Raw genomic sequence first — 14589 nt, forward strand, 5'->3', positions numbered from 1 at the left:
TGCTTCCGGGCGTTCTTAAACACGCTTCAACTACCAATCGAAAAGCGAGGGATGAAACGTTGAAGAAGAAACTTTACCGGTTCTCATGCCTAGTCCTCTGCCTGCTGATAACCATGAGCGTCATGGCATCCCCAGGGCAGCTTTCTGTTACATCTGCACAATCTGTTGCAGGATTCGATCTTGCGGCAGAATCTGTTGCCTCTGCTTCCGATCCCCTGCCGGAGCCGGAAGGTCCGGATATTCTGTTCTTCTCCGATAACTTCGATTCGGAGCGATACGGCACCACCGGAGGAGTCGTCGTTCCCCTGCCCTGGGTTCAAACCGGGGAAGGCGGAAGCAAAGCCAAGACCTCCGTATCCGGCAGCGCGCCGTCCACGCCAAACCTCATGAAAATCGACGTGACCGATTCCGTCTATCTGCCCGTCAATACGACGGGTTATGGCAACATCAAGCTGAGTTATTATACGAGAGCCTCATCTTATGTCAGCGGAAGCATCGTGGCAGAGTGGTCCGGCGATGAAGGCGCGACTTGGAGCCTGCTGGAGGATTTCAAGCTGGCCCCTGGAACGCCTGAAGCGCCGCGCAGCGAATCCAACACCTTAAAAACCTGGACGCTGCCGCCGGAAGCGAACAGCAATCCAAACGTGCGAATCCAGTTCCGGGTAGGTGATCCGATGAACGCCAATATGTATATCGACAGCGTCTCGCTGTCCGGTCAGGCTATACCGGGCATTCCGCCTGCGATCGATCCCGTGCCTGAGCCTCCGCCAACCGAAACCGGCCCATACCCTGCTCCGGAAGGCGTAACCCTCTAAGAGGACGTTTTGATCGGCAAAGCCGGCGACCGGGACCTCTATACGTCCATCGCCGTTCCGAGCACTCCGCCGGCCGAGCCTATGCCGGTCATGATCTACATTCACGGCGGAGGCTGGAACAAGGGAGACCGCAAAAACGCCCTGGGCAGCATCTGCAACTATGTCCTTAAACGCGGGTACATCGGGGTCTCCTTAAGCTACCGTCTAACTCCCGAAGCGCCTTACCCGGCCCAAATTCAAGACGTGAAGCTGGCCATCCGTTATTTGCGCGCCCACGCCGAGCAATACCACATCGATCCGAGCCGAATCGGCGTCTGGGGCACTTCGGCTGGAGGTCACCTCGCTTCCCTGCTCGGAACGACGGGAGACCTGACCTTGGAGGATACGGTCACGCTGGATACCGGGGATACGGTGCATCTGCCCGATATCGAAGGCGCCGGAGGGTGGCCGGAATACTCCACCAAGGTGCAGGCCGTGGTGGACTGGTATGGACCTGCCGATTTCACGACCGATTTTGCCGACCGGTACAGTTCGGTTACGAAGCTGCTCGGCGGACATAACGCCCTGTCCGTCCCGATTGAAGCACGGCTTGCCATGCCCGGAACGTACGCCACTCCCGATGATCCGCCGTTCTGGATTCGGCATGGAGACGCGGACGCCACCATCCCTTATACCGACAGCATCACCTTCGCCGATCAATTGACGGCTGCCGGCGTTCCTGTGGTCGATTTCGAAATCGTTCCCGGCCAAGGCCACGGCTTTACCGGAGAAGCCAAAACAACCGCGGATGCGGAAGCTTGGGCCTTCATGGAGCAGCACGTAAAGAATCTGGAGGTCACGACGCCGATTCTCTACAAAGACGGCTACACGCCTCCTGATCCGACGGATCCGACCGATCCCACCGACCCAACCGATCCTTCAACGGGCATCCCCGTTGAGGTTGGCCGTTTGGAGCCCTCAGACGATGCCTTGATCGACAGCTCCAAACCGGACGCCAATATCAATTCCGCTACAGGCACAAGCGTCGGTCTTTTTAGCGTTTCATCCGGTACAACCAACAAAAGGTATGTCTATTTCAAATTCGATGCTTCCACTCTGAGCGATCCCGAATACCGCTACGAATTCCAGGTCGCCGCGAAGAAAGGCACCAGCAACACGGATCTTGAGCTCTCCCTCTATGGGATCGAGGATACAGCCTGGAGCGAAAGTCAACTGACCTGGAACAATGCACCCGTGAACGTTCTCGATCCAAATGCTTATATTGGATCGTTTACCGTTACGGCCGAGAATGGCGGCCGGCCGGAGGTGTACAGCGTCGATGTGACGGACTATGTCCGCAGTCATCTAACAGATGGCAGCGTATCGTTCCTCCTGGCGGATGCGGCCCAAACCGGTGTCAGCGTCAATATCTATACCAAGGAAGCCAACGGTTCCAGCAATCCAAGACCTGCTATGGTCGTAAGCGAATGGGTGGATTCCAGTCAGGATACAACGCTGCCGTCCTGGCCGGACGGAAGCCGCCTGTCCATCGGCAGCATTGGCGAAGATTATGTGCATCTGTCATGGCCGACGGCGGAAGACAACAAGATCGTCGCGAAGTATAACGTTTATCAAAACGGCGTCAAAGTCATGGAGCTCGGCTCCGACATCACCCGCCATGAAGCGGAAGGACTATCTCCGCACACGGAGTACAGCTATAAGGTCGAGGCCGTGGATGCCGCCGGAAACGTCAGTCCGGTTCCGCTGACGCTGTCGGTTACGACGCTTAGCGCTCCCTTAGCGCCTTGGCCCGTGGTCTCGGTCACGGCAAGCGGCAGCGACGGCAACATCGAGGATAATACCCTGGACCAAAATCTGTACACCCGCTGGTCTGCCGCCGGCGACGGTCCGTGGATCATGTACGATCTCGGCAAGACCCGGGACATCGGTTATCTGGGCATCGCCTTCTATAAAGGGGACGCTCGCGCTACGGAGATCGATATCGAAACCTCCGATGACGGCGTGACCTGGTCTCCGCTTATCAACGGTTCGAGCAGCGGAACCACTAACGCGATGCAGCCTTTTGACGTTCCGGACACGAGGGCGCGTTACGTGAAGCTGATTGGGCGCGGAAATTCGGACGGCAGTGCCTATACGAGCCTAACGGAAGTTCATATCTATCCGCCTTTCGCTAACGGGGATACGCCCGTGGCGATCATTCCGGATTTTGTGCCGCAGCCGCCGGAGGGTACCGTTCCTTTTACCGCCCCAGGCATGAAGAATGCGGACGGCAGCGACCATCCGGTGCACCAAGCTTTTGCTGCTACCGGAAGAACGTTGAACGTGGTCGATTACGGGGCTGATCCTGCGGACAACGGCTCGGACGATCGACCGGCGATTCAACGAGCAATGGATGAAGCGGTCCCGGGCGACGAGGTGTTTTTCCCGAATGGCGTATACAACTTAAACAGTGCGCCCGATGGACTGACCAATCTAATGCTGAAATCGGAGGTCAATTTACGGGGGGAGAGCCAGAAGGGTGCGATCCTGAAGACCTCGCTGAACAAGGTCCGGAATAGCTCGATGTTGAAATCCGCGAAGCAGCATGATCTGACCATCTCCAATCTGACGCTGACCTCCGCATGGGAAGGCCAATATTCGACCGATCACAGAATCAACAACCCGGATGCCGGCGGTCCGGACATGATGATCATTGCCGCCAATTATGGCGAGGCGCCTTCATACAACATTACGATCGACGGCGTGACGATCGAGAAATTCAGCCGCATGGGCGTCCGCATCGAGAACAGCCATGATATCGTCGTCCGCAATACCACGTTCCGAAATGCCACGGATCTCGGCCCGGGCGGGGCCGGGTACGGCGTAGCCATTCAGGGGGTGCCGAAGGTCGATCGCAACGGATTTGCCAACGATACCAGGTGGAATCTGGTCGAAGACTCCTCCTTCGAGGGACCTTACCTGCGCCATGGCGAACTCATTCAATATGTGGCCCATAACAATGTGATCCGGCACAACGAATTCCACCAGGTCCGGCTGGATGCGATTGATCTGCACGGGGAGCTGGAGTATTTTAACGAGATCCACGATAACCTGATCACCGACATGCCGTATGGCGGCGGCATCGGCATCGGGAATACCGGGGGGACCGCCCCGACCAATCACAGCAAATCCGGCCAGCAAAACTATATCCACGACAACACGATCCGCAATGCGCGGGAAGGCATCGTCGTATCGATGGGCTCGCCGGATACCATCATCGAGAACAACCGAATCGAGAATACCGTCGATATTCCTAACGCTGCAGGCATCAACATTTTGAACGGGCCGGGCACGATCATCAAAGGCAACACGATCCGCCAGAACACCGCCGAGCATTATTGGGCCATCCTGCTCGAGCACGACAACGGGGACACCAACGCGGGCGGCATCGGAGCCGGAGATCCGGAGAACGTGCAGATTCTGGACAACGTCATCACCGGCAACAGTAACGGAATTCAGCTCCAGGCAGGCAAGAATATCAAGCTAAGCGGCAATACGCTGGACAATATCGGCGAGAACTTCACGGCAGCACCTGGCGTCACGTATACCGATTTCACGGTGGGCCTGGAGTACAGCACGACGGCCCCAACGAATGGGGACGTTGTAGCAGCCTTGGTGTCGGAGAGTCCGATTACCGTTACGAATAACGGCGGATCTCCAACTTACAGGTTTACGGAGAACGGTTCGTTTACCTTCGAATATGCGGATGAGGACGGCAACGAAGGCACCCTAACGGCAACCGTGTCGAACATCGATAAAATCGCCCCGGTGCTTACGGTTAAGCTCTCGCCTTCCGTACTGAAGGCGCCGAATCACAAAATGGTCGATATTCGCGCTAGCCTCGAATCCAGCGATGAAGGCTCTGGCATTGCGTCCATCATGCTAACCTCCATCACCAGCGAGAGTACAGGTGGCAAGGGGCATAGCGGAGATATCCAGGATATTTTGACTGTGCAAGATAAGGATGCAGGTATCAGCGAAAGTAAAGGCAAGGGAGGTGATCGAGGACCGGATATTCAGGATGCCGAATTCGGTACCGATGACACTCATTTCCGGCTGCGAGCGGAGAAATCGGCACGCGGTCAAAGCCGAATCTACACGGTGACCTATACCGTTACGGATCATGCGGGGAATCAAGCAAATGCGGTGGGAACGGTGAGGGTGAAGTGAGGTAAGGTGTAATACGTGAAAAACGTAATGGAGAGGCATGTTAATCTGCTTTACGTCGAGAAATTAGTTGTTTCGCATGCTAGGTAACCCGGAGTAGAAAAAATCATCAAATAAATTCATCGCTGCTTTATTTTAGTCGCCGCTAGGCGACTTTTCTTTTTCCGACTATTCATGCTTGGTTAAACATATTGACCGATAAATATTACATATAAGCGGTAATTTATATCGCGCCTACCGCCAATGCGCCAGCTCCTTCTACAACGGGGCAATAATCCAGCGAATATGCCGGGCGGGGATCGTATTCTGCACAAAAGTCAGAAGGCCCAGCGTGACGGAATCACCAAAGCGGTCCTTCTGACCGTCGGCGTAGACATAATTTCCGTTCACACCGCTAGTCAAGGGAATGGTACGGATATACAATGCCTTTGATTCCATGAAAGCATGAATATCCCCGTCGAATTCCTCCACACCTGGATAAGCTTTCTCCCCTTCTACATGCGTTAACAGATACTTTGCCATCATGATTGTTCTCCTTCTGGTTTATATAATCAGGGATTTTCCCTGTAAAACCCGTGCCAAATAAAAAGGCCGCCTATTGGCGACCAAGCGGTTTCTTATTTTGTTTTCCTTATACTTCAAGTTCAAGTTGTATCCAAAGTCATTCAAAAGAATAAACCCCTGCCATGTTAATTAGATGGAACCGTCTCCTACAGAAAACTCAGATTTCAATTGCTCTCTTTATTGATAATCCCCAGACGATAAAGCACGGTCATGATCCGGTAAAAATCGAAGCTGCCCTCAGGGTCATGAAGTACTCCTGCCTGTTTTGCAGCTTGTACCGCCGGTTCCGCCCAAGACGGAACCTTCGCAGGCTTATCCGTCTCCGCCGCCTTAAGCCTGGCATTCATCTGCTTGATGGCATTGTCCTGCTCGGTTAGCAGTTTCATTGCCGAGGCATATTGCTCGTTAAGCTGCCGAACCTGGTCCTGTGTTTTTTGCAGCTCGGCTGTTAATTGTTCGATTTTCATGCGTTCCTCCTCCTCCGGACTTGGCACATCATATTGATGGAGCGAATGCTGCTCCATAATGGAAATGAGCTTTTTGGGATAATTGGGGTCTGTGGCATAGCCGCCTCTCCAAATCTCCGTTGCCGCCGTTTTATAATCCGCCCATAACACGCCATGGTAGCGCTGCGGCTTGTCGCGCGTACCGTTCAGGATCAGCCGGGTATGATCGGCAACCGATTCATGCCAATGGTTGTATTTTCGAAATGAGGCTTGGGTCGTATAGGGCGTCTGTCCCCGATACTCCGTTGTCTGCATGGTGACGCTGCCCGCCGGGCCGGTTCCTTTGATGCCGAACAGATTGTTCGCCTTTTGCGTCAGGCCGCTCGTTCCCCAGTTGGATTCCAGGATTGCCTGGGCAAGCGTAAGCGAAGCGGGTACCCCGTATTGAAGCATGTCCTGAGCAGCTATGGGTGCCAGCTTGGCTATAAATTCAGAGGGCTTCATCCTTTTTCTCCTCCTTTCCTGCGGTTGGCTTTTCCCCTTCTTCGGATTTGATCTGGAATACCTGTACCACATTACGCAGGGACTGGGGGATCGGTACCCCCATTCTTCCTACGTTCTCAATAATGGACAGCAGCTCATTCGCGAGATAGAAGAAGATCACCGTATTCTGAAAATAATTCATCTCCCCCAGCACCCGGTCCACCAGATGCATCAGGGCGATGATGAGAAAAATGGTCATTTTGCGTGCAATTCCAGTATAACCAAGACGGCTGCGCAGCTCGCCGTTCATCCAGGCCGCGCCCCATCCGGTCAACCAATCAATCACCACGAACCACAACAACAGATGCAGCGGCAGCGACCATCCGCCCCAGACGTACCCTGTCACGGCCCCCGTCCCCGCCACCAGCATCTTAAAAAACTGACCGATGTGCTCATACATAATTCTTCCTCCTTTTATATGGTTTTGAAGGTGTGAAAAAGCCCTCGGGGGAGCCGAGGGCTTGGATTGAAAACCTTATTTAAGCAGTGCACCACTTCGCATGCGGATCATGCTTCCGATCGCTGTAGCCCCCAGATTTTCTTGTACCTTTATAGATAGGGTTAAAATCCGTGGACAAAGGCGACCGCTCCGCTTCTCCAGCATGATTCCGCCTTCTCCGTTGAAGCCCTTCATGCTAGGCCTTTCAAAGCAGCGTTTAATATGCCTCGCCAGTGATGACTTCATATTCATACGAGGTGATCACGCCAAACGCAACATACTGTCTCAATTGAGATTTCTGCGCCCACTTCTTTTCATAGTAATACTTCAAGCGTTCAAAATCGTTTTCGAACATCGTCTCCCGCTCCTTTCGATCAGCTATTTTCAAGCGACAGCAACCGCAATTCAAGTCCCACGATTAGAGCGCCCTGTGCCTCGTTCTGCTGACGCAGCTCCAAGACCTCCAGTTCCCGCGTTACCATCTCGCTCCCTAAGCGATCCATTTCATTAGGCTCTACTGGTTGAGGTCTGGTTAGCTCCTCGATTTCCTCTGAGGTTAAGCCTTCTACCCAAAATATCGGCTGGGCCGGAGACTCCAGCACCGGCATGTCGCCACGCTGCTCTTCCGGGAGTGCATGCCATTTAGACAAGGCTTGTTGGAATGAATCTTGTGCTGTACTTACGGCAGCCTCGTATGCATTCCAGGCTGCAAGATCAAAGCGCGGGTGGAACAAGCCGGGGGTTACCGGGATGCCGATGATGTAGCCGGTGATATTGGATTCATAATCGTTGGGTGCTTCGCCATCTGGTTGAGTTACGTTTTCTGTTGTCGTTAGCACATCTAATATTCCTTGTTGCATGTTGGAATAAAAAGGGACGACACCAGAAAAGGTATCGTCCACAAGCGTGTCCTCTAAATAGAGGCCGTTTGTATTTACTTTAGGTACGGCTTTCATGTGGTGCCTCCTTTATTGTTCGGCTAGGAATGAAATCCCGTCCAAGCTAACCCACGAATCAGCATTCCAAGAAGCAGCGTAGTTGAAATAGACACCGCCTCCTGGAAAGATATCTAAACGAGCAGTGCTACCCGTACTTGCTTGTTGTGCGAAAACTATAGTAGCTACAGGTCTATAGCCCTCAGCCAGTTTAAACATCTCTGAATTTATAGCTCCGGTTTTGACAAGCCCTGTCAAATGCACAATTCCAGATGAATCCTTATAATACCGAACATGATGATACCCGCTTAGATATTCTACCCACCCATTCAAAAGTGTAGGTTTAATTTGAACGACAGACACATTCTTTTCCACCTTCTTATTCATCAGCACCGATACAGAGGTCGCATTCTGCTGAACGGCTTCGTTTAACTCTTCGATCATGGCCTTTTCGTTGGATGCGTACGATCCAGTGAACGGAACAATTGGTGATTTGTCCAGCATCAGGTACGTGACGGAATAGGTAGCGGAGGGATCAAAGTTGGCGGCAAGTGTATATAGCCCTTCATTTCCGTATGCGAGATTAGTAAATTTACTCCACGGATCATCAGCGTTATTTTTGTAAAAACGTATAATTCTTTCTGTTTTATTATCTAACAATGACAAAGGATAATTTGTGTTGTTCACGTTGTAATGCGGGCCATTCAGAACAGGAGTCGCTTTCTCCCGTAACACAATTCCCGTTCCAACCTCGATCTGATTATCCCCCTCGTTAAACGTCAACATGCCTTCGGAAACGATAGGTTCGATAGATTCATTAGCTAGTCGGTACAATAGTTGGTAAGGCGTCCAATTAGGAGCTTGAGTTGTTGGAAGTTTATCTGTCCAGCCTAACCACGTTCTAGTCACACCGTCCGCCCGATAAGCCCACGCTTTTACCCCTGTTCCGTTGTAAAAGTTATTAACCGGATAATCAGGCGTTGCGTTACTTCCTGATCCGTCGTACATCATCCATCCCATAAAATACGCCTTAATCTCGTCAGCTGTAGGTGAATAGTTGTCGCCCCAGCCGCTGTCTGTATTGGCTATTGAAATATAACAACGCTTTGCGTTTCCTGAATCAATTGCACTAATGTCTGGGCTACTGGTAATCTGATTCGATTGGAGTTTTTTGCCGTCATATTTTATGACTGTTTCAGAATACGGTCCCGATGTGTTACTGGGTAAATCAAAGAAAGTCTGTTTCCATCCGGCTCCCTTCCCACCAATACCAACAAAGTTAAATTTGTCGGTTAAAGTAGCTTTCACCCACTTCGCCAACCTGAAATACTGTCCGTCTTTTTCGAACACTTCATCAGCATCCGCACCTGATACTGGATCAGCGTATAAGTCTGTTTGCAATGCGAGCATAGAGTCTTCACGTGGTTTGAATGGTTTGGGTGTGAGGCCAATTGTAAGGATAGGGTTCGTAGCGTGTATATCGTATGCCGGTAATGAATTTCTATCCACCCCATCTATCTCAGCTTGCAAATCGTACGCGTATAGATGAATGCGAACTACCCCACTTTTAGGCCCATTAAATTGGACGATATAAGGGCTATCATCGGCCGGATTCCTATCTACTTTTACGAGGTAACTCATACTGCTGGCGTTTGCCCCACTATTATCATGAACGGCAACGTAATCACATTTTAAAGATTCGAATAAAAGTGTGTACAGTATGCCTGGGCACACAGGTATATCAACATAGATTACTTGTGCTGGAGCTGCTTTACTGAAAACTTTGTATAATTCTTCTGTGTGGTAAGGTTGGCGACTGGCCCACTTATAAAATGGTGGCAGCAAATTCTCCCCGTACCGGATAGCATACGGATTTCGCACAGGTTGAACACTATCGACGTACGGATACTTAGAAGCAACTTGCTCAGGAGTCATACTGGAGAGTGTAGCGTATTCTGCATCGGTAATCTCATATATGCGGGCTGCATCAAAATACCCAACGGAACCACTTGTCCCTTTTAAAGCTAAATCAACGTTAGACACTACATCCGACGTAGGACTAAATAGGGCTATGGAAGGCTTAAAGGTAGCCGAAGTTACATTATTACCAATCGCACCCGCTGATGGCAGATGGATTCTTGCATACTCGGCATTCGCCACCTGAGCTTCGACAATAAGAACATATTTTTTATTGGCAGAGAATTTAACATTTGGAAAGAATGCAGCCCCACTCGGAAAACCTTGCGCTACTGTTACTTTTAATGCTGCCGTACCCTGTGATTGATTATTAACGATTTCGATCAAAGTATTATATGGGGAAATACCACTCAAAGAGTCGCAAGATCCCACTCGCCCCAACAAATTCACCAACGTCCGCCCCTTAATCCCACTCAGCTTAAAAGGCGCGCTCCGCTCCGCGTTCACGATCTGAAGCCCCGGCTGCAGCACGACTTCCCTGCGTTCTTCGGTATCCAGACGCTTTCCCAGTGCATTGATGGACTCGTTCGTTTCACCCGCGAACCGATCTACGGCATCCGCGTTCTGATCAATATACTTCTCCAGATCGAAATACGTCGTGGACGGCGAGGTTCGATCAATTTTGTTCAACCCGATATTCGGCGTAACCGGATTCGTCATTTAGGCTCCTCCTCCCAACAATCTGTCTTGTGTCGTTGCTGATATTTCCTCGAACGTCATGCCCTCCACCTCGGCAATGGTGAGATAACGCAGGGCGTAATCAACCGCCATATGGGCGGGTTTGATCTCCTCAATGGCCGATTTCAAGTCACTCAAATTGGGCGGAATGCCCAGCGTATCTCGAAAATGAATCGTCACTTTATACTCCGCGGGCTGGACAGATACCTCGATGCTACCCCGCTCATAGGCTTGCGCCACATTTTTGAGCATGCTGGCAGACACCTTCCCGCTCCCCCGCATCTTCGAGATAATCACCGACCGCCGCTGTTCAATCGGCTTGGATAAGTTGACCGGGATGTTCAGGTCCTGCTCATACCTGGATAGCGTCCAGGTGGCGGTTTCGGGATAATACTGGTCCAACTGATCCTCCAGTTCTTGCGCCAGCTTGTCCAACTCAGCCCCTTCGGCTCCGGCGAGGGCTTTCATTTCCCGAACATCGTGATAAAAGGACGGCAAGTAACCCAGCCAGGCGTAGGCTTTACTCATCGGACCGTCACCGTCCCCAGTACGGCTACCGCCTCCGGTTCGATCGGAATGCTGTCCGTTCCTCCGTTCACGGTCAATACCTCGTAGTCGATGACAGCCGGAATATCCAAAATCACGTTGGCGATCCGGTTATACCGGACCAACGGGTCGGACATGGCGAGGTCTTTCAGATACTGGCGCACGCCCTGCTCAATCGCTCCCTGCACACCATCCAAGCCAGCCCCATCGAGCAGCGTAACCTGCACTTCAATATGGACTGGCACTTCAGCCGCTCCCACTACGGTGACCACCGAACCGACGGGAGCCGCCCCTTCTCCCATGCCATCCATAGTCGGATCGATATGCTGCTGCACCGATTCCACAACGGAAGGCGTAGGCGATCGCATCTCGTTATCCAGCAGCACCACCTTGACGGTGCCCGGACCGTTCCATAACGGGAAAGCCTTGGCTTTTCCGACTCCGGCTTTCTCCCTCGCCCATAACTCATACTGATTCCGGTTCGCACTGGTCACGGGCCGGGAGATTTTTTCGCGGTATCGGTCATATAACGCTTCATCCGATTCGGTGTCTTCGCCAGGTACCCAGAGTTCCACCAGCTCGGCCTTAACCAAACCTTCTACGTATTCCAGCGGAAGCAGCGAACCGAATCGACGGTTGCCTTCCTTCCCGCTTGACTCGCATTCCAGCACGTACTGCCCTGCACCCAGCCGAGTCATGACTTTGTAATTCAGTGGATCCAATGAAAAACGGCTCCCCATAGCCACATCCACCGGGGCGCCGTTACTGCCCGAAAATTGCCCCAGCAGCTGTGCTTTTGTAGCCTGTTTTCGGGTAAGTCCCGACCAGGCAATGCTTCGATCCAAAAATTCGCCCGATGCCGTAGCGGCAAATTTCAGGTTCATGGAATACTCCAATTCCATGTACATCTGGGCAAGCTCAGCCGCAGAAGGCGCCAACGCATCGTAGATGATGCTGCCCTCTCTTTTGTCCATACCCTCCGGGACGCGATCCAGCATCCGCTCCAGAATGGCTTCATACGTCTGTTCCTCAACCACTCTCCCTCACCTCCTTAGTCATACTGTAAGTTCCATGCACGCTTCGGACCGTAAACTCAGCTATGGCCAACTCGCCCGTGAACGTAATATTCATGTCATCCACCGACAACACGCGATCATCCTGCAGCAGCGCTTCCTTGATATGCCGCTCGATTTCGGCATAGGCCCACAGCGGGTCGCGGCCAATGACGGAGTCCAGCTCCTGCCCATAGTTGCTGCTGTAGATCAGATGCTCAAATCGGCGAGTCTGAAGGATTTTGACGACCGCCTGTTTAACGGCCTCAAGAGCATCAATGTGACCGGATATCTTCCCTTCCTCCAGATTCAAATCATATGTCAAACTAGGCTGCTCCAAGGTTTCCACAATCTCGCTACCCGGCTGCAGCGTTCCTCCTTGCGGGATCATGACGGCTTCACCAACCGATCCAGCACGAGATACGTTTGCCCGCCCTGATAACGTATGAGCAGCACCGTGTCTCCCGTTTCCAGCCCTTTTCGAATCACATATTCCTCCCTGCCAATGTTCAGCTTGTACTCGGTCATCAACTCTCCGATAACTAAAAAATCCTCCGTCAGGCTGAAACGCTGGTCCACGTTCACCTCCAGAGGATGGATTGATGTGACTGTGCCGTACAGCACCGCCATCGGGTTTGTGCTGCCCACGGCGCTGAGACTGGCTTTTTTGATAATATCCAGCATCCCTGCTTACACCACCTTCATATTCAGCGACATCGTGTGCGTACCGTCCGAGAATTTATGCGTACACTCATCGATGAGATACGGCTTCAAGCCTTCTTCCGGCAGATTCACATAGATCGTGTTTCCGGCACGGACCCGCAAATCCCCGATAGCCTCAATCGACAACGTCTGCTGCTCCCTGTTCCTCAGCTCGAGCAAATTTTGCGCTAACTGCTTTAACTGAGCGGGATTCATGTTCTCGTCAGCAACCTCATACAACTGGAGCAGGCCCCACTGGGCAATGTTTTGTCCGTGCTGGTATAGGTAAACGTCCCGCTTGCCCGTCTGCTTGTTGTCCCGCACGACTTTAATGCGGTTGTACGTCTCGTTGTCGATGCTTTTTTTATATGAAAAATCCGTCATGAGGCTGTCTTCTCCCACCGCTAGCATGAGCAGCATGTCGTTGATGTTGGTTAACGTCAGTTCGCCATACCGGTCGTAAAACATATAGTACTGCTTGGTCGCGATCAACGTGGAATCCAGGGCCTTGCAAATAATATCGATCAGTTTCTTGTCCGCTTCCAGCATGGCAGGGATCGTATGGCCGGTATCGGCCAGCGTGCCTGTCTTCAGATTAAAATCCTTGGCAATCTTCCGGATAATATCCTCCACCTTGGCATTCGTGAACCGGTAGGTGTCGTTGCTGGACAAGTAGCGCAGCTGGTCATAAGCCATCACCTTGACCTGGGCGTCCATGCCCCACTCTTTGGAAAAAACATACCCATAAAACAGATCCTTGTTATCCTTCCGGAACCGCACAATGTCGCCGTTCTCCACTTCGAATGCCTTGCTCTGCGCCAGGCCATCGTTCACATAGTTGATATCCAGACTTGCCGGCTTTGCCTGACGGCTTGTTTTCCATGTGATGTCGGTTACGATCTGCCCCAAATCCCACACGCTTCCATTCTTGCGGTCAATCATCAGTTCGATCATAGCGCCACCTCTTTAGGGAATTTTCAGAACCCGGCCGACGGCCAGCTTCCGGACATCATGGTCCTTGATTCCGTTCAGATTTTGGATGTCTGCATGACGGGAACCGCTGCCGAGCAGCTTTTGGGCAATGCTCCACAGGGTGTCGCCTTTGGCAACCGTATAGGAGGTTGGTTTTTTGCGGTCATCCGGCCTGTCTTTGGTTTTCACCGCAGCGGCCTTTTTGTCCTTAACCGGCATAACCTTGCGTGCCCCATAGAACACATAGCGCTTAAGCGTGATCGAGAACTCGATATCTTCCGGCGAACCGGACATCGTATTCCAGTTGAAACTTTCGATGGAGGCCGCCATGTTGATGCCAAAAGACTTCATCGCTCTCACCACATTCTTGCCATCCGTACCGCTCAGCGGATCGGGAACAAGCCCCGTCATGACAAAGCGAACAGGCCTTCGAGACTCCATCCAGCCTTTAATGGTATTTACATATTCAATCGGAAGCTTCAGCTTCTGGTCAGACCCTAGATGGACAAAGGGATACACTCTCCCCGGAAAAAAGCTTTCAAACGAGATCTCCGTCAGCTTCGGGTGCAGAATCGCATTCACTTCGCCAAGCCCCGCGACCGTATAGGATTTGCCTTCACCGCTATCCTTGACATCAATCCGCTCCGGATTCACCGGAAATCGGAAAACCTCCTCCTGGTTATTGAAGCTCAGAAAAAATCCGTAATCGCTCAT

Annotated in this window: 14 protein-coding genes; 2 read left to right on the top strand and 12 right to left on the bottom strand. The window is 52.1% G+C overall.

Annotated elements, in window-relative coordinates; genetic code table 11:
• Positions 1-59: 59 nt before the first annotated feature.
• A complete protein-coding gene (locus tag M1D70_RS26330; protein ID WP_456288378.1) occupies positions 60-815 on the top strand; it encodes a hypothetical protein in 756 nt (251 codons plus the stop codon).
• 9 nt (positions 816-824) lie between these two features.
• The gene (locus tag M1D70_RS26335) at positions 825-5024 is read left to right on the top strand and encodes a CBM96 family carbohydrate-binding protein (RefSeq protein WP_456288379.1); all 4200 of its coding nucleotides are present in this window, start codon (positions 825-827) and stop codon (positions 5022-5024) included.
• Between the two features lie 255 nt (positions 5025-5279).
• On the opposite strand, the gene M1D70_RS26340 is transcribed toward M1D70_RS26335, so the two are convergent.
• The 12 genes from M1D70_RS26340 to M1D70_RS26395 all read right to left on the bottom strand — a co-directional run bounded on the left by M1D70_RS26340 (position 5280) and on the right by M1D70_RS26395 (position 14589).
• Positions 5280-5546 carry a hypothetical protein gene (locus tag M1D70_RS26340; protein WP_009594565.1) on the bottom strand — a complete coding sequence of 89 codons (267 nt, stop codon included), beginning with the start codon at positions 5544-5546 and terminating at the stop codon, positions 5280-5282.
• A gap of 203 nt (positions 5547-5749) precedes the next feature.
• Complete coding sequence (locus M1D70_RS26345; RefSeq protein WP_456288380.1) at positions 5750-6535, bottom strand: glycoside hydrolase family 73 protein; 786 nt, start codon at positions 6533-6535, stop codon at positions 5750-5752.
• Positions 6522-6974: a phage holin family protein gene (locus tag M1D70_RS26350; RefSeq protein ID WP_009594599.1), complete on the bottom strand. Its 453-nt coding sequence runs from the start codon at positions 6972-6974 to the stop codon at positions 6522-6524. The genes M1D70_RS26345 and M1D70_RS26350 overlap by 14 nt, the downstream gene beginning before the upstream one ends.
• A 256-nt stretch (positions 6975-7230) precedes the next feature.
• Positions 7231-7401: an XkdX family protein gene (locus tag M1D70_RS26355; protein WP_456288381.1), complete on the bottom strand. Its 171-nt coding sequence runs from the start codon at positions 7399-7401 to the stop codon at positions 7231-7233.
• Positions 7388-7969 (bottom strand): hypothetical protein, encoded by a 582-nt coding sequence (locus M1D70_RS26360; RefSeq protein WP_456288382.1) that lies wholly within the window; start codon positions 7967-7969, stop codon positions 7388-7390. The genes M1D70_RS26355 and M1D70_RS26360 overlap by 14 nt, the downstream gene beginning before the upstream one ends.
• 12 nt (positions 7970-7981) lie before the next feature.
• Positions 7982-10585, bottom strand: a complete 2604-nt coding sequence (locus tag M1D70_RS26365) for a hypothetical protein (protein ID WP_456288383.1) — start codon at positions 10583-10585, stop codon at positions 7982-7984.
• Positions 10586-11131 (bottom strand): YmfQ family protein, encoded by a 546-nt coding sequence (locus M1D70_RS26370; RefSeq protein WP_456288384.1) that lies wholly within the window; start codon positions 11129-11131, stop codon positions 10586-10588.
• On the bottom strand, positions 11128-12186 hold the full coding sequence (locus M1D70_RS26375; protein ID WP_456288385.1) for a baseplate J/gp47 family protein: 1059 nt from the start codon (positions 12184-12186) through the stop codon (positions 11128-11130). Before M1D70_RS26375 ends, M1D70_RS26370 begins: the two co-directional genes overlap by 4 nt.
• Positions 12179-12592, bottom strand: a complete 414-nt coding sequence (locus tag M1D70_RS26380; RefSeq protein WP_009594560.1) for a DUF2634 domain-containing protein — start codon at positions 12590-12592, stop codon at positions 12179-12181. The genes M1D70_RS26375 and M1D70_RS26380 overlap by 8 nt, the downstream gene beginning before the upstream one ends.
• Positions 12589-12885 (bottom strand): DUF2577 domain-containing protein, encoded by a 297-nt coding sequence (locus M1D70_RS26385; RefSeq protein ID WP_456288386.1) that lies wholly within the window; start codon positions 12883-12885, stop codon positions 12589-12591. Before M1D70_RS26385 ends, M1D70_RS26380 begins: the two co-directional genes overlap by 4 nt.
• 6 nt (positions 12886-12891) lie before the next feature.
• On the bottom strand, positions 12892-13857 hold the full coding sequence (locus tag M1D70_RS26390; RefSeq protein ID WP_456288387.1) for an XkdQ/YqbQ family protein: 966 nt from the start codon (positions 13855-13857) through the stop codon (positions 12892-12894).
• Between the two features lie 12 nt (positions 13858-13869).
• The gene (locus M1D70_RS26395; protein ID WP_456288388.1) at positions 13870-14589 is read right to left on the bottom strand and encodes a LysM peptidoglycan-binding domain-containing protein; all 720 of its coding nucleotides are present in this window, start codon (positions 14587-14589) and stop codon (positions 13870-13872) included.

This window comes from Paenibacillus sp. AK002 (genome assembly GCF_053903045.1).